At 38.1% G+C, this 23,016-nt stretch carries 21 protein-coding genes; 12 read left to right on the top strand and 9 right to left on the bottom strand.

The annotated features are described in order from the left end of the window. The first annotated feature begins 1 nt into the window (after position 1). From DSM02_RS01840 to DSM02_RS01830, 3 genes are all read left to right on the top strand, one after another. Positions 2–769, top strand: coding sequence for a DUF4292 domain-containing protein (locus DSM02_RS01840; RefSeq protein ID WP_128764043.1), 768 nt, complete (start codon positions 2–4; stop codon positions 767–769). After that, positions 769–2,019, top strand: a complete 1,251-nt coding sequence (locus tag DSM02_RS01835; protein WP_128764042.1) for a murein hydrolase activator EnvC family protein — start codon at positions 769–771, stop codon at positions 2,017–2,019. Before DSM02_RS01840 ends, DSM02_RS01835 begins: the two co-directional genes overlap by 1 nt. 149 nt (positions 2,020–2,168) lie before the next feature. Further along, complete coding sequence (locus DSM02_RS01830; RefSeq protein WP_128764041.1) at positions 2,169–3,590, top strand: amidohydrolase; 1,422 nt, start codon at positions 2,169–2,171, stop codon at positions 3,588–3,590. 70 nt (positions 3,591–3,660) lie between these two features. On the opposite strand, the gene DSM02_RS01825 is transcribed toward DSM02_RS01830, so the two are convergent. Next, positions 3,661–4,170, bottom strand: coding sequence for an acyl-CoA thioesterase (locus DSM02_RS01825; RefSeq protein WP_128764040.1), 510 nt, complete (start codon positions 4,168–4,170; stop codon positions 3,661–3,663). A 101-nt stretch (positions 4,171–4,271) separates the two neighbouring features. Continuing rightward, positions 4,272–5,201 (bottom strand): HU domain-containing protein, encoded by a 930-nt coding sequence (locus tag DSM02_RS01820; RefSeq protein ID WP_128764039.1) that lies wholly within the window; start codon positions 5,199–5,201, stop codon positions 4,272–4,274. A 95-nt stretch (positions 5,202–5,296) separates the two neighbouring features. Between DSM02_RS01820 and dprA the strand changes: the two genes are divergently transcribed. Further along, the gene (dprA, locus tag DSM02_RS01815; protein WP_128764038.1) at positions 5,297–6,397 is read left to right on the top strand and encodes a DNA-processing protein DprA; all 1,101 of its coding nucleotides are present in this window, start codon (positions 5,297–5,299) and stop codon (positions 6,395–6,397) included. Here the strand turns inward: dprA and trpS are convergent. Further along, positions 6,394–7,362, bottom strand: a complete 969-nt coding sequence (gene trpS, locus DSM02_RS01810; protein ID WP_128764037.1) for a tryptophan--tRNA ligase — start codon at positions 7,360–7,362, stop codon at positions 6,394–6,396. The genes dprA and trpS overlap by 4 nt on opposite strands. Before the next feature lie 210 nt (positions 7,363–7,572). Here trpS and DSM02_RS01805 point away from each other — a divergent pair, with 210 nt between their 5' ends. After that, a complete protein-coding gene (locus DSM02_RS01805) occupies positions 7,573–8,319 on the top strand; it encodes a lysophospholipid acyltransferase family protein (protein ID WP_128764036.1) in 747 nt (248 codons plus the stop codon). Positions 8,320–8,444: 125 nt separating this feature from the next. On the opposite strand, the gene DSM02_RS01800 is transcribed toward DSM02_RS01805, so the two are convergent. The 4 genes from DSM02_RS01800 to recA all read right to left on the bottom strand — a co-directional run bounded on the left by DSM02_RS01800 (position 8,445) and on the right by recA (position 11,982). Beyond that, positions 8,445–9,908: an outer membrane beta-barrel protein gene (locus DSM02_RS01800; protein WP_128764035.1), complete on the bottom strand. Its 1,464-nt coding sequence runs from the start codon at positions 9,906–9,908 to the stop codon at positions 8,445–8,447. Further along, positions 9,905–10,453 carry an RNA polymerase sigma factor gene (locus DSM02_RS01795; protein WP_128764034.1) on the bottom strand — a complete coding sequence of 183 codons (549 nt, stop codon included), beginning with the start codon at positions 10,451–10,453 and terminating at the stop codon, positions 9,905–9,907. Before DSM02_RS01795 ends, DSM02_RS01800 begins: the two co-directional genes overlap by 4 nt. Before the next feature lie 32 nt (positions 10,454–10,485). Next, positions 10,486–10,899 carry a hypothetical protein gene (locus DSM02_RS01790; RefSeq protein WP_128764033.1) on the bottom strand — a complete coding sequence of 138 codons (414 nt, stop codon included), beginning with the start codon at positions 10,897–10,899 and terminating at the stop codon, positions 10,486–10,488. Between the two features lie 72 nt (positions 10,900–10,971). Then, positions 10,972–11,982, bottom strand: a complete 1,011-nt coding sequence (gene recA / locus DSM02_RS01785; protein WP_128759480.1) for a recombinase RecA — start codon at positions 11,980–11,982, stop codon at positions 10,972–10,974. Between the two features lie 630 nt (positions 11,983–12,612). Here recA and trhO point away from each other — a divergent pair. From trhO to DSM02_RS01750, 7 genes are all read left to right on the top strand, one after another. Beyond that, positions 12,613–13,650 carry an oxygen-dependent tRNA uridine(34) hydroxylase TrhO gene (gene trhO, locus DSM02_RS01780; protein WP_128764032.1) on the top strand — a complete coding sequence of 346 codons (1,038 nt, stop codon included), beginning with the start codon at positions 12,613–12,615 and terminating at the stop codon, positions 13,648–13,650. Positions 13,651–13,881: 231 nt separating this feature from the next. Beyond that, a complete protein-coding gene (locus tag DSM02_RS01775; protein WP_128764031.1) occupies positions 13,882–15,051 on the top strand; it encodes a PSP1 domain-containing protein in 1,170 nt (389 codons plus the stop codon). Next, positions 15,044–15,526, top strand: a complete 483-nt coding sequence (locus DSM02_RS01770) for a gliding motility lipoprotein GldH (protein ID WP_128764030.1) — start codon at positions 15,044–15,046, stop codon at positions 15,524–15,526. Before DSM02_RS01775 ends, DSM02_RS01770 begins: the two co-directional genes overlap by 8 nt. Before the next feature lie 4 nt (positions 15,527–15,530). Continuing rightward, complete coding sequence (locus DSM02_RS01765) at positions 15,531–17,867, top strand: penicillin-binding protein 1A (protein ID WP_128764029.1); 2,337 nt, start codon at positions 15,531–15,533, stop codon at positions 17,865–17,867. 118 nt (positions 17,868–17,985) lie between these two features. Next, positions 17,986–18,684: a CoA transferase subunit A gene (locus DSM02_RS01760; protein WP_128764028.1), complete on the top strand. Its 699-nt coding sequence runs from the start codon at positions 17,986–17,988 to the stop codon at positions 18,682–18,684. 37 nt (positions 18,685–18,721) lie between these two features. Further along, positions 18,722–19,360: a peroxiredoxin gene (locus DSM02_RS01755; protein ID WP_128764027.1), complete on the top strand. Its 639-nt coding sequence runs from the start codon at positions 18,722–18,724 to the stop codon at positions 19,358–19,360. Between the two features lies 1 nt (position 19,361). Beyond that, entirely contained in the window at positions 19,362–20,018 is a 657-nt protein-coding gene (locus tag DSM02_RS01750) for a 3-oxoacid CoA-transferase subunit B (protein WP_128764026.1), read from the top strand. Between the two features lie 564 nt (positions 20,019–20,582). Here the strand turns inward: DSM02_RS01750 and DSM02_RS01745 are convergent. Both DSM02_RS01745 and DSM02_RS01740 read right to left on the bottom strand, forming a co-directional pair. After that, on the bottom strand, positions 20,583–22,274 hold the full coding sequence (locus DSM02_RS01745) for an ABC transporter ATP-binding protein (protein WP_128764025.1): 1,692 nt from the start codon (positions 22,272–22,274) through the stop codon (positions 20,583–20,585). A gap of 28 nt (positions 22,275–22,302) precedes the next feature. Further along, positions 22,303–23,016 (bottom strand): 3'-5' exonuclease, encoded by a 714-nt coding sequence (locus tag DSM02_RS01740; RefSeq protein WP_128764024.1) that lies wholly within the window; start codon positions 23,014–23,016, stop codon positions 22,303–22,305.

Genomic DNA, 23,016 nt, shown 5'->3' with positions numbered 1-23,016 from the left:
TATGCGAATACTCCATAAAGTTTTAGTGCTTACAACTCTTTTAAGTTTGGCAGCTTGTAAGTCTACAAAAAACACCGCTTCAGTAGAAGATCTTGCTTCTGCAAAAATAATTGCAACGCATTATGAGACACACCCGCAATTTGAAACACTTGCGGCACGTTTAAAGATTAAATATTCTGATCCGGAAACCAATCAAAGTGTGACGGTGAGTTTGCGTATGCAGAAAGGAGAAACCATCTGGATGAGTGCTTCTGTTTTGGGAATTTCTCTTGCAAAAGCAATGATCACCAGAGATCGCGTTCAGTTTTATGAGAAGATAGAGGGCACCTATTTTGACGGTGATTTTGAGTTGCTGAGTGATTTGTTAGGCACAGAATTAGACTATGATCAGGTTGAAGCTTTATTGACCGGTCAGCCAATTTATGATCTAAGAAATGGTGGTTTTAGTGCAGGATCAACCTCATCTCGTTATCTCATTGCGCCAAGAAAGCAATCTAAACTTTTCAATCTATTTTTCTACTTGAATTCTGGAGCATTTACACTTCAGGAGCAACGCCTTACACAGCAGGAAGAAAATAGGGATCTTACCATCCAATATGACGATTATATTCAGGAGGAAAACGGTTACTTTCCGTCAGAAATCCACGTAAGAGCTCAGGAAACAGAAAAGACAACAACTATAGATATTGAATACCGCGGAATTGATTTTAACGCAGATGTAAGCTTTCCGTTTAATATTCCCGGCGGGTTAAAAGAAATTAAACTTTAATGCAGTTGAAGCAGTTTTATACATTCAGTTTACTGATTCTTCTTTTTTTAGGAGGAAGCGCCAACCTTTGGTCTCAAAATGATAAACAGGCAGAGCTGGAGCGTCAGCGCCGGGCATTGATGAGTCAGATTGAAGAACTGAGTAAACTGCGTCAAAGCAATAAGAAAAAGGAAATGAATGTTTTGAATCAGGTTGAAGATCTGGATTCAAAAATTAAAACACGTGAAAACCTGATCAAGGTTACCAACTCACAAGCCAATTTACTTACGCAAAAAATCAATCAGAATATCAATAGAATTTCCGCTTTGCGGGATGAGTTAGAAAAGCTGAAAGATGATTATGCGGCGATGGTTCAAAAGTCATACAAGAGTAAAAGCAGTCAAAGTCGAATTATGTTTTTGCTTTCTTCTGAGAGTTTTTTACAGGCATATAAGCGGGTGCAGTATATGAAACAATACAGCAACTACCGTAAAAAACAAGGTGATCAGATTAAAGAGCGTACTGCACTTTTGCAGGAAACCAATACCAAACTTATTGAGCAGAAAGAGCAAAAACAACAATTGATCGCTCAGAACAAACTAGAGCAGCAGAAGCTTCAGGAAGAGAAAAAACAGCAAGATGCGCTCATTGCTACCATCCGTGAAAAAGAATCTACCTACGTGGCTCAGATCAATAAAAAGCAGGCAGAAGCAAACAGGATAGATAAAGAAATAGATCGAATTATTAGAGAAGCAATTGCCGCTTCTAATAAAAATACAGCCACAAAAACAACGGCAAAGCCAGAGGTTGGTAAACTCGCAACATTTGCACTTACTCCTGCAGCAAAGGCTCTTGCTAACGACTTTGTTTCTAATAGAGGTAAGTTAGACTGGCCGGTAGAACGCGGTCGTGTTTATAAGAAGTTTGGGACTTCACAGCACCCTACCTTGCCAAATATTACAACCTATAATAGCGGAGTTGAGATAGAAACTGCTCCCGGTGGCGTTGCGCGGGCTTCCTTTAAGGGTACCGTATTTCAGATTCAGGTAATTAAAGGTGGGGGATATGCCGTTTTTATCAGACATGGAAATTACCTAACCGTTTATCAAAATCTAAAAAACCTGAAGGTTAAATTGAACGATCAGGTTGACACAAAGCAAGCCATTGGCGAAATCGCAGAAAACTCCTTTAGTGGTAAAACCATATTAAAGTTTTTGGTTTATAAAGATTCAGAGCGCTTAAATCCTGAAGATTGGATTTATAATATGTAAATCTGATTTTTGTTCCATCGTGAATTCAATTTGATAAAAAACCTTCGATAGCTCCGTGTTTTCTATGCGGCTCATTTATTCATTAATAGGATTATTGTATTTTAGAGCTAGACAAGACTTCTATTCTATCTTCTAAACTATTCTGTTTTATGAAAAAAATTACGCTTCTCTTTTCCATTTTAATGATTTCGGGTTTAGTTTCTGCCCAAAAGAAACAAGAAAAAATAATTTCAGAACTTGAGCAAGATGCAGATAAATATGGCGCTATAGCACATAAAATTTGGTCTTTTGCTGAAATGGGGTATCAAGAAGAGCAAAGCGTTGCACTGCTTCAGGAAACTTTAAAAGATGAAGGTTTCACAATTGAAGATGGTGTTGCCGGTATGCCTACAGCTTTTATTGCCAGTTACGGTTCTGGAAAACCGGTGATCGCAGTTCTGGGTGAATATGACGCTCTGCCAGGCTTATCTCAAAAAGCGGTCACGCATAAAGAATCTGCTGGTGGTGTAGCCGGTCACGCTTGCGGGCATCATCTCTTTGGTACTGCTTCTGCAGCTGCGGCAATAAGTATTAAAAAGTATTTAATTGAAAGCGGTAAGTCAGGAACCATTCGGTTTTATGGCTGCCCTGCCGAAGAAGGCGGTTCAGGTAAAGTTTATTTAACCAGAGCGGGCTTATTTGATGATGTGGATGCTGCATTAAACTGGCACCCCGGAAATTCTAACGGAGCAAATCCCGGAGCCGCTTTGGCAAATAAATCAGCTAAATTTAGATTTCACGGTATCGCTGCCCACGCAGCAGGAGCCCCTGAAAAAGGTCGTTCTGCGTTAGATGGCGTAGAGGCGATGAATTATATGGTAAATATGATGCGCGAGCATGTTCCCGAAGATGCGCGTATTCATTATGTAATTACAGATGGGGGTAAGGCTCCTAATGTGGTTCCTGATTTTGCTGAGGTGTATTATTATGCCCGTCATACTACAAGAGATGTTGTGATTGAAATCTTTGATCGAATGGTAAAAGCCGCAGAAGGTGCTGCTATGGGAACAGGTACCACAATGGACTATGAGATGATAGGAGGAACGCATGAATTGCTTCCTAATCTCACGCTGCAAAAGCTGATGTATTCTAACCTGAAGGAAGTGGGAGGTTACACGTATACAGCTGAAGAACGCGAGTTTGCTGAAGAAATTTCAAAAACACTAGGAAATAAACTAGATATCAAAAATGTTGAAGGTATTAGCGATTACAACCCTAATCCGGAAGCAGGCGGTTCAACAGATGTGGGTGATGTGAGTTTTAAAGTGCCTACAGTTGGTTTATATACTGCTACCTGGGTCCCGGGAACTCCGGCTCACAGTTGGCAAGCTGTCGCTGCCGGCGGCATGAGCATTGGTGAAAAGGGAATGATGATCGCAGCTAAAACTATTGCTAAGACCGGAATGGATTTACTGAATGATCCTTCTATTTTAAAAGCGGCAAAAAAAGAATTCATAGAAAAGCGCGGTACTGACTTTGAATACATTCCATTATTGGGAGATCGGGAACCGGCATTAGATTATAGAAATTAGAGTGAGAATTAAACAAACCAAAAAAGGGAAGCATTGTTTGCCTCCCTTTTTTATTGAATTTTATCAAAACTCATTCAAAAAGAGCCTTGAGTTCTGTAGCTTCTTTAGCTTTCATTTTGCCAGCAAGCACTAAGCTCAACTGTTTTCTGCGTAAAGCTGCCTCATAACGCTGAACTTCCTGTTCAGATTCTGGTCTTATTTGAGGAATAGGTACTGGCATACCGGTTTCATCTACGGCAACAAAGGTATAAATAGCATCATTTGCTTTTGATTTTAAGCCGCTCTCACGATCTTCCACCCATACATCTATGATAACTTCCATCGAAGTCTTAAAAGCGCGTGAAATAGATGCTTCAACAGTAACAACACTACCTAAAGGTATCGCTTTGTTAAAAGCAACGTGATTTACGGATGCGGTAACTACAATTCTACGCGAATGTCTTCTTGCTGTTATACTCGCTACACGGTCCATACGTGCCAAGAGTTCACCACCAAACATATTGTTCAATGGGTTGGTCTCGTTAGGTAACACCAAATCAGTCTGCATGGTACGCGATTCTGAAGGAGTTTTTTCTTTCATAAAATGATTTTGCGTAAAAATAGTAAGAATAGACCTTCTAAAAATTAAAAAGCCTCCAAAGTTGGAGGCTCTTAAATACTATGTTCTCTAAAAACACTGACTTATTTCAATTCCTGAACAAGCATCCAGGCATTAGGATTGTCATTGTTTCGTATTTGTCTCAATTCTTTTATTGCTTCTAAACGGTCTGTATAGCTACAGTAAACAACCTGATGTAAACCGTATTTGTTTTCACCAATGCTTCGCGCTTTATAACCGGCTTCCCGCAGTTGTTCTACGCGAGTCTCAGCATTTTCAGGTACTCTAAAAGCTCCTGCTACTATATGATAATTTCCTTTAGGTTTAAACGCGTTCAAGGTAACTGCCGGTAACGGATTGTCTATCGTAAATGTTGCTTGTTGAATTGTATTTTCTACTGCAGTTTCTGCTTTTTGTTTTTCAGCAAAATTGTGATCAGCAATATCTTTGAAATAGAAGAATCCCAAAGATCCCGATAACCCGATTGCAAGCAAGCCTACTGCAGCATACTTCATCCAGTTGTTTCGGCGGCCAGCAGAAATATGAATTGGTGCTTTTTCTTCAAGAGTTTCGACCTTTTCATTAAGCACTTCACGCGTAATAGGTTTTGAAACATAAGAAGAAAGTCCAAAAGCTTCTGTAAGGTAATTAGTAGTCTTTGCCGGTTCAAAAATCACTTTACCTGCTTCATTTTGAGAAAGCATTCCTATGTTATCAAGAACTACAGTTTCGTTTTTTATAAGTTTTTGCTCCAGCTCATATGCAAACTCTTGTAAATTCCTTAAGGCTTCTGTATAGCTTAAATTTTCTGCAGATGCAGCGTAATTAGCCAAAAGGCCGTCGTTTTCTTTTAATTGAGCATTAAACGAAATACGCTTTTGAGGTGGAAAAAAAGTTTGTGTCTTAGAATCGTGATATGCAGAAACACGATGTGCTAAAAATGCCCCAAAGCCGGGAATGATCACACACTCGTATCTGTATAATAGGTCGCTGATGTAAGTTGAAAAATGCATAATGTAAAATTAGAAAAAAATCCTTCTGACCTAATCTTGTTAACCGGTAATTGTTAACAATTTTGTAATATATTTATTTTCAATATACTATAACGGTGAGTCAAGAAGAATTACACGCATATTTAACATTACAGCACATTCCTAATCTGGGAGATACTTCCATTAAAAGACTGGTGCATAGGTTTGAATCTCCTCAAAATGTTTTACGGCAATCTAAAGCAATTTTGCTCAATATAGAAGGAATAGGGGAGTATAAACTGAAAGAGTTTTTCAATAAAGAGCACGCTCTGGAAGCCGAAAATGAAGTGGAGTTTATTGAAGCAAACAAAATTGAATACAGCTGTTATCAAGATGCAAATTATCCTGATCGCTTAAAACATTGCATAGACGGCCCCATTTTACTCTTCAAAAGAGGAAAAGCTGCTTATAACCATCCAAAAATACTTTCTATAGTAGGTACACGTAAAGTCACTACTCACGCGATTGATTTCATTAAAAAATTTATTGAAGATTTAGCGCTGTTAAACCCTTTGATCGTTTCCGGATTTGCATACGGAGTTGACATAGCTGCACACCGGGCGGCTTTAGATCACGGGCTAGATACCCTAGCAGTTGTCGCTCACGGATTGAACCAGATTTATCCTAAAGTACATGTTAAATATGCGCAAGCGGTAGAAAACCAAGGTGCTTTTGTAACCGATTTTTGGAGTTCTGATAATTTTGACCGCACTAATTTTTTAAGACGTAACCGCATCATTGCGGGTATTAGTGAAGCAACAGTCGTTATTGAAAGTGCCGAAAAAGGAGGTTCTCTAGTCACGGCAGATATTGCCCATTCGTATAACAGAGATGTTTTTGCGGTACCCGGAAGACCTGGAGATTCGCAAAGTCTGGGATGTAACAATCTCATTAAAACACAAAAAGCGCAACTCATTACCAGTGCTGCAGATCTGATCTATTTACTCAATTGGCAAGTAGATGAGGTGTTAAAACCTGTACAAAAACAACTCTTTGTAGAACTTACTGAGGAAGAAAAACTAATCTGGAAATTTTTAAGAGATGCGGGCAAAGAACAATTAGATTTAATTGCACTCCATTGTAAAATGCCCACATTTAAAGTTGCCAGTTTACTCCTTAATATGGAGTTGAAAGGTGTGGTACGACCACTTCCCGGGAAGCAATTTGAACTGACTTAGTATCCGAGCTTTGTACGGACTCTATTTAAAACTTCATTAGCAACCTTACGTGCTTTTTCGGCTCCTTTTTCTAAAGCTGCGTCAATCTCTTCAAGATTGTTCATATAGTAGTGATAAGCTTCACGCTGCTTTTCGTATTTACCAACTAAAAGCTCATATAAAGCCTGCTTGGCGTGACCATAGCCGTAGTTTCCACCTAAATAATTTTGACGCATTTGAACCACTTGTTCTTCAGAGGCAATTACTCTATATAAATTAAAAACATTACAGGTGTCAGGGTCCTTAGGTTCTTCAAGGGGAGTACTATCTGTTTGAATGCCCATCACTTGTTTTCTCAATTTTTTATCAGGCAAAAATAAGTTGATATAATTATCTCGGGATTTGCTCATTTTTTCACCATCGGTTCCCGGAATGTATTTTGTGTTTTCTTCAATTTTAGCTTCCGGTAATACAAAAGTATCTCCCATTTGCGCGTGAAAACGAGATGCTACATCACGAGTCATTTCTATATGTTGTAATTGATCTTTACCAACGGGAACAAACTCTGCATCGTATAATAAAATATCTGCAGCCATCAACATAGGATAACTAAATAATCCTGAATTTACATCTGCTAATCGATCTGCTTTGTCTTTGAAAGAATGGGCTAGAGTAAGACGCTGATAAGGAAAAAAGCAACTTAAATACCAAGTCAATTCTGTAGTTTGAGGTACATCACTCTGTCTGTAGAATACAGTTTGCTCTATATCTAACCCAAAAGCAAGCCAAGTAGCTGCCACAGAATAGGTGTTTTCTTTTAAAATGCTGGCGTCTTTTATTTGAGTAAGTGTATGCAGATTGGCGATAAATAAAAACGAATCGTTGTTTGAGTCGTTTGCCATTTCAATAGCCGGGATGATAGCTCCTAATAAATTTCCTAAATGAGGTGTTCCTGTACTTTGAACACCAGTCAAAATTCGTGACATGCTTAACTAATATTTTAGGCAAAGTTACCCCTTTTGACGAATTAACTCCTTTTAAAATGCCTATTTTTGGATAGCTCAAACAACCTAATTAATAAACCACCTTGACAAGCCTGTAAGATATTGAAATGAAGAAATTTTTAATTTCTTATCAAGCTTCAGAGTATTTTTGATCTCGATTATCGAGTAAACCTTAACTGACTCAAACAACCTATGATAATTCTGCTGCGTAAATTTTTTATTTTGCTTTGGCGCATTTGGTTTTACATTGTTTTACTTATTCCTATTCTGATTTTGTTTCCGTTTTTGATCATTTCGGTGGCAAAAGATTCATGGTATGTTTACTTTTTTAGAATGGCACAATTTTGGGCGCGTTTTATATTATTTGGCATGGGGTTTTGGCCTCAGGTAAAAAGACTTCAGAAAACAAAACCCGGTAAAAGTTATATGTATGTGGCTAATCATACCTCAATGACCGATATAATGCTCATGTTGCATACCGCTCGTAATCCGTTTGTTTTTGTTGGTAAGCAAGAGCTGGCACGTTTTCCGTTATTTGGATATTTTTACAAGCAAACATGTATTTTGGTAGATCGTGGAGATCCTAAAAGCAGAAGAGCAGTTTTTGAAAGTGCACAACAACGCTTAAGTCAAGGATTGAGTATTTGCATTTTCCCTGAAGGTGGCGTGCCCGATGATTTGTCTTTAGTCTTAGATACTTTTAAAGATGGTGCTTTCCGTCTAGCGATAGACCATCAGATACCTATTGTACCTATGGTTTTTTATGATAATAAAAAGCGCTTTTCTTATGACTTCTTTACTGGATCACCGGGTAAAATGCGGGTTAAAGTTCTAAACTTTATTGAAACAAAAGGTAAAGTAGCTAATGAGCGTCGTGATTTGAGAGATCAAACATTTAAAGCGATTCACGCAGAACTTTTAAAAGATCAAACGCTATAAACAAAAAGGTCGCCCTAACCAGAGGCGACCTTTTATCATCATTGCTTGCGCAACAATTAACCTAACCAACTAAAAAACTAACCTAAACCTAACTTTAGATTTGTACCCTTCTTTTTCATGTATTGTTAAAACTTAATGCTAAACCCGGTGTAAAGACCTAAATAATAAGGCTTAAAGTCACTAACGCTTTTGTTATATGCATTAATTTGATATTTAAACATAGGTTCTAAATTGAACTGTATGCGATCTGTAAATTTATAATCAAATCCCAGCCCCACATTAGTACTAAAACTAGTTCCGTTTAAACTATTTGACTCACCCAATTCTGAAACTATATTGTTGCCTTCTTCAAGAGTAATAGAATTATTATTCAGAAATAAAGTACTTAAACCTCCTATAAGCTGAACACCTATTTTATTATTGATTAAAGCGTATTCTGCTTCAACAGGTATTTCTATGTAACCCATTTGTTGATTTAGAGCGTTTGAAGAGTTTATGGTATTTGTGTCAAATTCTGCAGCGTTTGAACTTGGAGAATTAACAAGTGAGCTTTTATTAGAGCTAGATAGCTGGATCAAACCTGCGTTATCATTATAGTTGATACTGCTAATAGTGCTTGGTTGTATACTTGGCGAAAAGCTAACCTGCTCTGTTTTATACCCGAGGTCAACTCTATTAATACCAGACCTTACTGTTAAACGGTTATTTACAGCATAACTTACTTGTACACCATAACTCAGATTAACATCTCCGCTTTTTTTATTTTTTGAAAATTCGGCATCTATACCAGAGCCTCCGAAACTGTTATAGTAAACCGGTGCAACCATTGGTGAAATTCCCCAGCGACTTATAGTTTCTGAGGTTTCTTCAGTTTCAGCTATAGCTTGTTCTTTACTTTGATTTGCAATTTTTTCTAAAGCATCTGGGTCTATTGTGGTTTCGCTCTCAACATTAGTTTCTTCAGTATTGTCAGCAACAGCTACTTCGTTAGTTTTTTCTGCTTTTTCTACGAAAGTATTTTCAGTTAAAACTTCATCCTTTTTAGGAATCTCAGAAGATGGAATATTTGCAACAGCGTTGTCATTGTCATTTCCGCTTTGCGAAAGAATATTAGATTTCTCAGATGAAGAATTTTGAGTACTTTTAGTGCTTGACGAATTATTCTGTTTAGTAGAAACTACCGTGTTGTTTTTTGGGGTTGTACCTAGATTTTTTGAAGCGTTATGAGTATTTTTTAAGTGCTCTGAACTTTCTGTATTGTTCTCAGTTTCTTGAGAAGTTACAACAGGAGTTTCTTTTTTAGTTACTTCAATTGTATTTTCTTTTTCTCTATCTGTGGCTGTTTCTTCTATAACCACAGCGGGGTTTTCTTCTGGATTTAGATTAGTTGTAAACCAGACATTTCCTGCTAAAAATAATAGTAATAGAGCTGCCGCAGCACCGCTTATCTTAAGCCATAATGGTATGATAGTCTTATTTTTACTTTGCTGTTGAGCAGCGATATTTGCCCAGACTTGGTCGCCGGGTTCTGCTTCAAAGTTTTTAAACTTTTCCTGAAACAAGCGGTCTATGTTTTTTTGCTCTTTCACGGCGTTGATGCTTGTAGGGTTGTATCTTTTTGAAAGTTTTCTACTTTCTCTTTTAATATTATTCGGGCACGTGACAAATTTGACTTTGAAGTGCCTTCACTTATTTTGAGCATTAGAGCGATCTCTTTATGAGAATAACCGTCTAATGCATATAGATTAAAAACCAGTCGGTACCGGTCTGGTAATTCTTGAACAATCTGAAGTAGAAACTGAAGGGAAATTTCGTCTTCATCAACTTCTACTTCAACCTGTTCAATGTTCTCTTCGTTGACGAGTTCAAAAACACTTTGTTTTCGATACCGTTGTAAAGCAGTGTTGATCACAATGCGCTTTAACCACCCTTCAAAAGAACCTTTAAATTTAAACTGCTCTACTTTATTAAAAATAGTTATGAAACCTTCCTGCAAAATATCTTCTGCCTCACTATAATTGCGAGCATATTTCAAAGCCACAGAAAATAGAGTTCGAGCGTAGCGCCGATACAATTCTTCCTGAGCCTTTGGCTTTTTCTTTTTACAGTCTTTTATGAGTTGTTCTTGACTCACATTGTTCTACTATTAATTAAAATCAGTTGGTTTTACCTCTTTACAGGTATAGTGTCTGTAAGAAAGGTAGGCTCATCATTCTCATCAAGGCCATTAAAGAATTTGAAAATATAACTGTATTTATAAACAACTTCAAAATTGAGTGTTGCCTCAATTGTATCTGTTGGGGTTTCGGTACACGTTTCGTTTTCAAAAACTTTGTTTACCACATATACAAAACGCGTACTGTCTTCTATGTCATAATCAAAACCATAAAACTGGTTACAGCTTGAGGGTGATACATAACTAACAGGAAACTGATAACGTTTTCCATATACCAGGGTGTCTGGTAGCTCATAATCTACTACCGGAACAAATTCATAATTTACATTAGTGTTGTTATCATCTAGGGAACAGCTAACGACTAAACCTAATAAACCAATTAATAAAAAAACCTTTTTCATCATTTTATTTTTATCTGCTTTTTTAGAGTAGATACAAAATGATGAAAAAGGTTGCGCGTTAGAGCAAAAAAAAGTTTAAGCTTGCATTGCAAGCTTAATAGCTTCTTTTATTTTAACTTCTAGTTCTTCAAATAAATCTGGGTTGTCTTTTAAGATGGCTTTTACCGCATCACGACCTTGGCCCAATTTTGTGTCTTGGTAACTAAACCATGAACCGCTTTTTTTGATGATTTCATATTCAACACCTATGTCAATGATCTCACCTACTTTAGAAATACCTTCACCGTACATAATATCAAATTCTGCCTGGCGGAAAGGAGGAGCTACTTTATTCTTAACCACTTTTACACGGGTTTTATTACCCTGTACAGCACCGTTAGAATCTTTGATCTGAGTAGAGCGACGTATGTCTAATCGTACTGATGCATAAAATTTAAGTGCATTACCACCCGTTGTAGTTTCAGGATTACCAAACATCACTCCGATTTTTTCACGAAGTTGGTTGATGAAAATTACAGTACAGTTGGTTTTACTAATAGAGCCTGTAAGTTTACGTAGCGCTTGAGACATCAAACGTGCGTGAAGCCCCATTTTAGAATCTCCCATCTCACCTTCTATCTCACTTTTTGGAGTTAAGGCAGCGACAGAATCGACTACAATAATATCAATAGCGCCAGAGCGAATCAAGTTATCTGTAATCTCAAGAGCCTGCTCCCCGTTATCTGGTTGCGAGATGATTAAGTTCTCAATATCTACACCTAATTTTTCAGCATAAAAACGGTCAAAAGCATGCTCCGCATCTATAAATGCTGCAATACCTCCTTTTTTCTGTGCTTCTGCAATAGCGTGTAAAGTTAATGTGGTCTTACCTGAAGATTCAGGACCATATATTTCAATAACTCTACCCTTAGGTAAACCGCCAACGCCCAATGCAATATCAAGTCCTAATGAACCTGTAGAAATAGCTTCAACCTCTACAATAGCATTATCTCCCATTTTCATTACGGTACCTTTACCGTAAGTTTTATCCATTTTATCAAGGGTAAGCTTTAAGGCTTTTAATTTGGCTTCTTGTTCTTTACTCATAGTTTTTAGTTTCTTTTATAACCTGTTAAGGTCTTATTCTGTAGATGTCTAAAAATAAATGACACCTCTTGATTATCTTATGTTTCTCCGCACAAGTTGATTTACAAGTGCTTTTGAGCAAAAATGCTTCAAAAATTGAAAAGATAAATCAAAGTGCTAAAGTACCATTTCTTTTTTATGGAAACAACGATAGCTTGCTAAATTATTGGAAAAATTCCAACAATACATTGCTTTTTATAGATACACAACTATTAATCTGGAAAAATTCCTAGATAGCTATTTTAACATAGTGTCAGGCAACCTTTTGCGTATGCGTGTATCTATAGATCAAAGTAATGTGTAGTGCTATGATGCAGAAAACACAAGTTAGATATTGCAAATTTCTAGGATGTATCAGCATCACTGTAAGTTGCAATACCAGATTGGACGGTGGTTAGGTTGTTTAAGTTTTGATAAAATCAAAATAATATATAACCTGAATTAGCCGTTCAAGAAAAATGCCCTCGAAAACTATCGCGGGCATTTTTTTTGTACTCTATGCTTTCGCTTTGTTACATATAAGACATAGTTGTCGCAACCGTCTAAAAACTGTACTTTTGCGCCACTTTTAACCTTAAAATCTAGTATAGCATGCAACTGTACAACAAATTAAGTGCAAAAGAACGTGCAGCGCTCATTGATGAGGCCGGCGAAGATCGCCTTACGCTTTCGTTCTACCAATATGCAAAAATTGGAAATCCACATCTTTTTAGAAATCACCTTTTTATCGCCTGGGATGAAATGGCCGTTTTAGGTCGTATTTATGTCGCACACGAAGGGATTAACGCCCAGCTCTCTGTGCCGGCTCAAAACTTTGAGGCTTTTAAAAATTTTCTAGACGGAATTTGCTTTCTTGAAAATGTACGCCTCAATATTGCAATAGAACAGGATGCCAAGTCTTTTTTAAAGCTGAAAGTTAAAGTGCGTGATAAAATTGTAGCAGATGGTTTGAATGATGAGACTTTTGATGTTACTGATAAAGGGATTCACGTAGATGCAGCTACCTTTAATGAACTTATAGAGAGTGATGATGTGGTGCTGGTAGATATGCGCAATCACTATGAGAGCGAGATAGGCCATTTTAAAAATGCGGTAACTCCAGATGTTGACACATTTCGCGATAGCTTAGATCTTATTGAAGAAGACCTGCGTAATCATAAGGAAGATAAAAAGCTGGTGATGTATTGCACCGGTGGAATACGTTGTGAAAAGGCGAGCGCTTATTATAAACACAAAGGGTTTAAACAAGTATATCAGCTTGAGGGCGGAATAATTGAATACGCCCGTCAGGTGGAGCAGTTGAAACTTGAGAATAAATTTAAAGGAAAAAATTTCGTATTTGATCATCGTCGCGGCGAGCGTATTTCTGAAGATATTATCTCTAATTGTCATCAATGCGGTAAACCTTGCGATACGCATGTAAATTGTGAAAACGAAGCCTGCCACTTATTATTTATACAATGTGAAGAGTGTGCAGAGGCCATGAATCATACCTGCTCAGACGAGTGTAAAGAAATAATCGCTTTGCCTTATGAAGTGCAAAAAGAATTGAGAAAGGGCATACCCAACAGCAATAAGATTTTTAAAAAGGGTAGGTCTGAGAAATTAAAGTTTCAACGGAAAGCTTAGAGTTTATAAATAAAATGCAGCCGGCAATTGTCGGCTGCATTTTTAAGTATCTAGTCTCAAGTATAAATTCTGTGTTGATAAAGCAAAACACCAATTAGATTTACTATATTTTTGCATGTCTAAAATGTTATCTTTAGCAGCAATTAAGACGGAAGACTTCCGTTTTCAATATATACCAATAACTAAATCCTGATCATTTTAGATCAGAGATTTACAAACATATAGGATCTCATGGCGTGTGGAAATTGTGGTACGACCGTAAATGGTCAGCCACGTGGTTGTCAAAATAATGGTACTTGTGGTACTGACGGATGTAATAAGCTAACAGTCTTTGACTGGCTCTCAAATATGAGTTTGCCAGACGGCCAGGAAGAATTTGACTTCGTAGAAGTTCGGTTTAAAAATGGTCGCAAAGAGTATGTGAAAAACATAGATAAACTTCAGATTAATGTGGGAGAAGTGCTTGCTGTACAGGCGGCTTCTGGTCACGATATAGGTATTGTATCGCTTACTGGTGAATTGGTTCGCATACAGATGAAAAAGAAAAAAGTACCCTACAATACAGACGAATTTTTAAAAATATACCGAAAAGCTAACCAAAAGGATGTTGAGGTTTGGCAAAACGTAAAAGACAGAGAAGAGGCGATTAAAGTACGCTCGCGTCAGATTGCAATACGTTTAGGCTTGCAGATGAAAATCTCTGATATAGAATTTCAGGGAGATGGCTCTAAAGCAACATTCTTTTACACAGCAGAAGAACGTGTAGATTTTAGACAATTGATCAAAGAATTTGCACAAGAATTTAGAACACGTATTGAGATGCGTCAAATAGGCTTCAGACAAGAAGCCGCGCGTCTGGGAGGCATAGGTTCTTGTGGTCGCGAGTTGTGTTGTTCTACCTGGTTAACAGATTTTAGATCGGTAACTACAAGCGCAGCGCGTTACCAGCAACTTTCTCTAAATCCTCAAAAGTTAGCCGGTCAGTGCGGTAAGCTTAAATGCTGTTTAAACTATGAGCTAGACGCATATCTGGATGCGCTTAAAGACTTTCCTAAAACAGAACAAAAGCTCAAAACTGAAAAAGGGACAGCAGTTTGCCAGAAGATAGATATTTTTCAGGGGCATTTGTGGTACGCTTATGAAGGTGAGTGGATGAACTGGCATAAACTAACTACTACACAAGCTAACGAGATTCTAGAAGCAAACAAGAAAAATCAACCGGTTGCCAGCTTAGAAGAATATGCAGTAGAGCTTCTTACAGATTCTAAAGTAGAGTTTGGTAACGTAGTTGGTCAAGACAGTTTAACGCGTTTTGATAAGCCTAAGACTTCAAAAAAGCATTCAAAGAGCCGAAGAAAAAAAGGTAATTATCGCAAAAAGGGGCCTAAAAAAGATGCATAGAGTTTTTGGTGCGATTCTGGGTTTGATCTGTTTCACCTCTTGTGATAAAACAGCTGTCTTTCATGAATTCAAATCTTTGCCAGATCATTGGCAAAGTGATTCTGTTGTGGTATTTAAAATTGAAGATTTAGACACTTTAGCACATTATAATGCGTTTATAAGCCTGCGAAATGACAACTCGTACGCTTTTAGTAATTTGTTTTTAATCACAGATATGCAGTTTCCTAATGGTAAAACCATTACAGATACCTTAGAGTATGAGATGGCCAGACCAGACGGCACTTGGCTGGGCAGCGGTTCTGGAGACTTAAAAGAAAGCAAACTTTGGTACAAAGAAAATATACAATTTAACGAAGCAGGCACCTACACCTTTTCTATAAAACAGGCAATGCGTGGCAATGGAGATGTGAACCCTATTGCAGATTTAGAAGGAATCAGAGATGTGGGCCTACGAATTGAAAAAACAAAAGAATAATTAAATGGCTCAGAATAAAAAAAAGTCTGCAAAACAGGCAAAATCAACCAATTATCGCCCGTATATTAAGGGTTTTTGGATTTTATTTTTAGGCGGAATAGCATCGATAGTTTTAATATTTTTATTGGCTTCTTGGGGAGTTTTTGGTAAACTACCCACATTTGAAGAGCTAGAAAATCCAGAGAGTAATCTCGCAACAGAAATACTTTCTTCTGACGGAAAAACGCTGGGAAAATTTTACAATGAGAACCGTACTCCGGTTAAATATGAAGATTTACCTCAAAATCTTATCGATGCCGTCGTTGCTACCGAAGACAGACGTTTTTATGAGCACTCGGGCATTGATATGCGTGGTACTGCGCGTGCAGTAGCATTTTTAGGTTCAAAAGGTGGAGCGAGTACCATAACACAACAATTGGCAAAATTGCTTTTTTCTGATACGCCTAGTAGTAAATTTGAGCGTGTTCTTCAAAAAGTAAAAGAATGGATTATTGCAGCACGCCTTGAACGACAGTACACCAAGCAAGAGATAATAACCATGTACCTGAACAAGCAGGATTTCTTGTTTCAGGCAGTGGGAATACGTTCTGCTTCTAAAATTTATTTTGACAAAGAGCCCATAGAATTACGTCCTGAGGAATCCGCGATCATTGCGGGAATGCTTAAAAACCCGCGTCAGTATAATCCGTACAGAGAGATCTCAAAAGACAAATCACTAGAGCGTAGAAACACCGTTTTAGCGTTAATGGCCGAAACCGATAAGATCACCGAAATAGAACGGGATAGTCTTATCGCTATGCCTATGAAGATAAATTTTTCTCCAGAAGGTCATGCAGATGGTATCGCAACATATTTTAGAGAATATCTGCGCGCATTTATGTCAGATTGGATCGAACAAAACCCTAAGGGTGTTGATGCAGATGGTAATGAGGAATATTACAATATTTACCGCGACGGACTCGTAATCACAACTACAGTAGATTCTCGTATGCAACGTTATGCAGAAGAAGCAGTAACCGCCCATATGGAAAACCTGCAGCGTGAATTTGACAGACAAAACGAAAGAAACAAAACAGCTCCCTTTAGGGATATTACTGAAGAAGAAGAAACAAGTATTTTAAATCGTGCAATGCGTAATTCTGATCGCTGGAGAAAAATGACTGCACGTGATATTCCTGTTGAGCAAATCAAAGCTTCTTTTGATAAAGAGACTGATATGCGTGTTTTTGTTTGGAAAGATGGCGCAAAGGAGATTGATACGGTGATGACACCCAGAGACAGTATCTTATATTATAAGCGTTTTCTGCGAGCAGGTTTACTCAGTATGACGCCACAAACCGGTGAAGTAAAAGCATGGGTTGGCGGTATCAATTACAAGCACTTTCAGTACGATCACGTAAAAACCGGAAAGAGACAAGTAGGCTCTACCTTTAAACCGTTTTTGTACGCGACAGCAATAGATCAATTACACCTTTCGCCTTGCGATACCATACCTAATATTCCCTATTGTATTCCGGCAGGAGAGATGGGGGCACAAAAAGACTGGTGTCCAGAAAATTCAAGTGGTGATTATGGTGGTATGGTAACGTTGAAATCTGCGTTAGCACAATCAATCAATACCGTTTCTGCACGTTTAATGCATCGTGTAGGTCCCAGGCCGGTTATAGACCTTATTGAAAAGTTAGGTGTAGATATTGAAAATATTCCTGCAGTTCCTTCAATTGCTTTAGGTACGGCAGACTTGAGTTTATTTGAGATGGTTTCGGCCTATTCTGCTTTTGCAAATAAAGGGGTTCATGTAGAGCCGCAAATCGTATCAACGATTGTAGATAAAAACGGAACAATTCTATATCAAAGCATTCCACAAGCAAAAGATGTTATTAGCCAAGAATCTGCTTACGTAACCGTTAACTTGATGGAAGGAGTAACTCAATATGGTTCTGGTGCACGTTTGCGCTCAGGAGCAATTAACAATAGTGTTTATAAGAATGTAATCACCGGTCATCCTTATATGTTTAAAAACCCTATTGCCGGTAAAACCGGTACGACTCAAAATCAGAGTGACGGTTGGTTTATGGGGATGGTTCCCAATCTGGTAAGCGGCGTTTGGGTAGGTGGTGATGACCGTTCGGTGCATTTCCCTTCTATAACTTACGGGCAGGGAGCGACAATGGCTCTACCAATCTGGGGTGTTTTTATGAAAAAATGCTATGCAGATGAAGACCTTAAGATTTCTAAAGAAGATTTTGAGAGACCCGAAAACCTTTCTATTCGTGTAGATTGTTCTGTTCCTGCTGAAGGAAATCAAGGAGTTGATTTACCAGATGAGTTAGACTTTTAAGAGCTGAGATTTAAGTGTGAAAGTGTAATTTTTCTGAGATTATAGATAGCATAAAATACTGCTAAAAGATTGCTGTTAGAAAACGTATTTTGTAATTTTCTTATTCTAAAATGAGAAAATGATAACAAAAACGGTAGACTCGGTTTCAGAAGCATTGCAAGGTGTCAAAGACAATATGACGATGATGCTTGGCGGTTTTGGACTGAGCGGTATTCCGGAAAATGCAATCTCGCATTTAGTTAAACTCAACGTTAAAGGATTGACCTGTATTTCTAACAATGCAGGAGTTGATGATTTTGGACTGGGTTTGTTGCTTCAAAAGAAGCAAATCAAAAAAATGATTTCTTCTTATGTAGGGGAGAATGCCGAGTTTGAACGCCAAATGTTGAGTGGCGAACTTGATGTTGAGCTGATTCCGCAAGGTACACTCGCTGAGCGTTGCCGTGCTGCGCAAGCTGGTTTTCCTGCTATCTACACGCCTGCAGGCTACGGTACAGAAATAGCCGAAGGTAAAGAAACCCGTGAGTTTGATGGTAAAATGTATGTCTTAGAACACGCTTTTAAGGCTGATTTTGCGTTCATTAAAGCTTGGAAAGGCGACACTGCCGGAAATCTCATTTTTAAAGGAACTGCGCGTAATTTTAACCCTATAATGTGTGGTGCGGCAACTGTAACAGTTGCTGAGGTAGAAGAGTTGCTTCCGGCGGGAGAACTCGATCCTAACCAGATACACATTCCGGGAGTTTTTGTTCAACGTATTTTTGAAGGAAAGAATTACGAAAAGCGTATTGAACAACGCACAGTAAGAAAACGATAAAATTAACTTCCAAATAATTTAAAACTAAATACAACAAATGGCACATTTAAGATTAGGAGATACAGCACCAGATTTTACAGTAGACACTACTGAAGGAGAAATCAATTTTCACGAATGGCTGGGCGACAGCTGGGGGATTTTATTCTCGCACCCGGCAGATTATACACCGGTTTGTACAACAGAGTTGGGTACTGTAGCAAACTACCATGGCGAATTCAAAAAGCGTAATGTAAAACCTATCGCGTTGAGCGTTGACGGTGTTGCTTCGCATAAAGAGTGGATTAAAGATATTAATGAGACTCAAAATACAACGGTAGATTACCCAATCATCGGAGATGAAGATCACAAAGTCGCAGAGCTTTACGATATGATTCACCCAAACGCGAGTGAGAAAGCAACGGTACGTTCGGTATTTGTAATCGGGCAGGATAAGAAAATTAAATTGACATTGACGTATCCGCCTTCGACAGGTCGTAATTTTGATGAAATTTTACGTGTTATTGATTCGCTTCAGCTTACAGCGTATCATAAAGTAGCTACACCGGCGAACTGGAAAGATGGTGAGGATTGTGTGATTTCACCTAGTGTAAGCAACGAACAAATTCCGGAGTTTTTCCCTAAAGGGCATAAAGAGATCAAACCTTATTTAAGAATGACTCCACAACCCAATAAATAAGATGCTAGACAAAAACGGAATCGCTAAGCGGATCGCTCGGGAAGTTAAAGATGGTTTTTATGTCAATCTTGGTATTGGTATACCTACGCTGGTAGCCAATTATGTAAGAGACGATATAGAAGTCGAATTTCAGAGTGAAAATGGGGTTTTAGGTATGGGGCCTTTTCCTTTTGAAGGAGAAGAAGATGCTGATATTATTAATGCCGGAAAACAAACCATTACCACGCTTAAAGGAGCTTCGTTTTTTGATTCTGCATTGAGTTTTGGGATGATTCGGGGACAGCACGTAGACCTCACTATTTTAGGCGCTATGGAAGTTGCCGAGAATGGAGATATTGCAAACTGGAAGATTCCGGGGAAAATGGTAAAAGGTATGGGCGGAGCAATGGATCTTGTTGCCAGTGCAGAAAATATTATTGTCGCTATGATGCACACCAACCGTGCAGGGCAATCTAAACTTTTAAAACGCTGTACCTTGCCGCTAACAGGCGTAGGTTGTGTTACCAAAATTGTGACTAACCTCGCAGTTCTTGAGGTAACTGAAAACGGTTTTAAACTTCTGGAGCGTGCTCCGGGAGTTACCGTAGATGAGATCAAGGCCGCTACAGAAGGGAAACTAGAAATTCCAGATGAAGTCCCTGAAATGATTTTAGCTTGATAGTTTAAAAGAAAGAATAAAAAAAAGGGAGTCGTTTTAACGGCTCCCTTTTTTTATTGGCGTCGTCAAAGAGTTTAATACCCTAAGTCTTGCCTAGAAATTAAAAATTTATTTCTAACGAATGCTTCGTTGGCTTGCCCCGAGGTAGTTTATTCTATAAAGTGATTTTTTAATACGGTAACATACACAGGTTATTCAAATCACCGATTAGGAACATCTAAAAAAGGATTAAAAACACTTTTTTTTAACTTTTATTAAAGATTTTGTTGCTTTGAACTTGTAATAATTATAAAATAAGTTATTTTAGCAAAGCCCAAATCAACGATTTACAAGAAACTTTAATTAAGGAGGAGTCCTTAATGTGTTAACTTCAGAATAGGAGTATTTTGATGTTATGATTTGTTAAAAAGCGCGGGGGGAGCTCCGCGCTTTTAATTTCAGATAACTAGTTGACAAATACGATATGAATGCTTTTTTTCAACAAACAAAAATTACCCTTAAAGAACTTTTAGCGACTGCAAATACTTTTATTTTTTTAGCTAAAAAAGTATTCTTTTTTATGTTTTAAATCCCTTTGGGAATGGCATCTATAAGTTCTCTGGTGTATGTACTTTCAGGATTTGCATACACAGCATCGGCCTCACCTGTTTCTTCGAATTGCCCGTTACGCATTACTAGTAAGCGGTCTGAAATATATTTTACTACAGCCAGATCGTGAGAGATAAATAAATAAGTAAACTGATAAGTTTCCTTAAGCTCATTGAGAAGATTAAGAACCTGAGCCTGCACCGAAATATCCAGAGCAGACACCGATTCGTCACAAACAATAAACTTGGGTTTTACCGCGATTGTACGTGCAATGCCAATGCGCTGACGTTGACCCCCACTAAACTCATGTGGATAGCGATCATAATGCTCAGGCAATAAGCCAACTTGCTCCAGCAATTTTAATGCTTCTGCTTTGCGCTCTTTTTTACAGCCATACAGTTTATGAACCTGCATCGCTTCTGTGATCGATTGACCTACTGTCAACCGTGGATTCAGCGACGAGTAGGGATCCTGAAAGATGATCTGAATATCTTTCCGAAGTTTGCGCAGTTCGTTTGACTTCAGTTTTGTCAAATCTTTTCCGTTGTAGAAAATGCTTCCGGAAGTTGCTTTATCGAGCTGAAGAATTAAATTCCCTAAAGTTGATTTTCCGCAGCCGCTCTCACCTACAAGCCCCAGCGTTTCGCCTTCGTAAATTTTAAAACTCACATTATTAACTGCTTTTACGGTTTCGGTTTTACCAAAAAAGGAAACTTTTGAGTAATATTCTTTCTGTGCGTTTTTAATCTCTAATAAGGGTGATTTGCTGTAAATATCCTGATGTTGTTTTTCCCGAGATTGGGAACTCAATGCTTGAGCTAAGGGTTTTCCGCTTAAAAAATCAGCAACAGTGGGTAGCTTACTCAGACGTTCGGTAGTCGAAGGTCGGGCATAGATCAAAGCCTTCGTGTAATCTTCTTGTGGATTTTTAAAAATTGAAGTTGCAGTGCCTCTTTCGACAATTTTACCCCGGTACATAACCAGAACCCGATCTGCTATTTCGCTAACTAAAGACAAATCGTGCGAAATAAAGAGAATACTCATTGCTGTTTGCTGTTGCAGCTCTTTTAAAAGCAGAATGATCTCTTTTTGAACAGTAACGTCAAGCGCGGTTGTAGGCTCGTCTGCGATGAGTAGTTGCGGTTTACAAGCAATTGCCATAGCAATCATGACACGCTGTTTCTGACCACCGCTTATCTCGTGTGGATACGCTTTAAAAACACTCTCGGGACGGGGAAGTTTTACTTGCTCAAACAATCTTAAAGTCTCAGCTTTTGCTGCTTCGTGACTGATTTGCTGATGTCTTTTTAAAATTTCGGTGACTTGTTTACCACAACGCATTGAAGGGTTCAATGAACTCATAGGTTCTTGAAAAATCATAGAAATCGCGTTCCCTCGTATCTTCTGAAGCTGTTTATCTGAATACGTCAAGAGATCTTTTCCTTCAAAAATAATCTTACCGGAAATTACTTCAGAAATACGTTTAGGAAGTAAACCCAAAACAGCCAGATTGGTCACAGATTTACCCGAGCCAGACTCACCCACAACGCCTACAATTTCATTTTTATAAACGTCAAAGTTGATGTCGTGTAAAACTTGATTGAGTTTATTGCCGGTCTTAAAACCTATGCTTAGATTTTCTACTGAAAGAAGTGCTGTTTTGTTCACACTTTAAAATTACAATATCTTGTTTGTTCTATACCGAAGTGACTTCAGATTCCTCCAGAAGTTTTTCATTGCGTAGCCGTAAAAAGATCTGAGCAACTGCAACCACATCGCGCTCGCAGTATTCAATTATGCGCTCGATGTCTTTTTCTTTATAAAAAACATCACGTACCTGACTCCCGTCTATATCTGTTTTAGGAGAAGGAATATCCAGAATTTTAGTAAGTAATTTTAAGGAAGTATAATGTTTATAGTCACCAAATTTCCATAATTCTAAGGTGTCCAGATGTGGAACTTCCCATGGTTTTTTACCAAAGAGATCCAGCTTAAACGGAAGCCTTATGCCATTTACAATCATTCGCCTGGCAATAAACGGAAAGTCAAATTCTTTACCATTATGTGCACAAAGCACGTGCTGTGGTTTGTTGTAATGCTCGCTAAGTAGCTTCTTAAAATCCAATAATTGTTGGTGTTCAGAACCGTGAAAAGAAGTGGTTCTAAAATTACGTTGCTCCCCGGAATTGTGAAAATAGCCTACTGAAATACACACGATCTTCCCAAACTCTGCCCAAATACCCGCGCGGTCATAAAACGCTTCAGCAGTGAATTCATCTTTCCGTTGATATTCGGTTTTGTCTGCATACAGCTGTTGTAAATCAGCATCCAAATCATTAAAATTCTCATGCTGTGGTACGGTTTCAATATCCAGAAACAGGATGTTTTCAAGTTGGATTCGAGAGATCAT

It is taken from the genome of Leeuwenhoekiella polynyae (assembly GCF_004104075.1).
Lineage (GTDB): Bacteria > Bacteroidota > Bacteroidia > Flavobacteriales > Flavobacteriaceae > Leeuwenhoekiella > Leeuwenhoekiella polynyae.
This window is presented reverse-complemented; position numbering and strand designations above follow the sequence as displayed.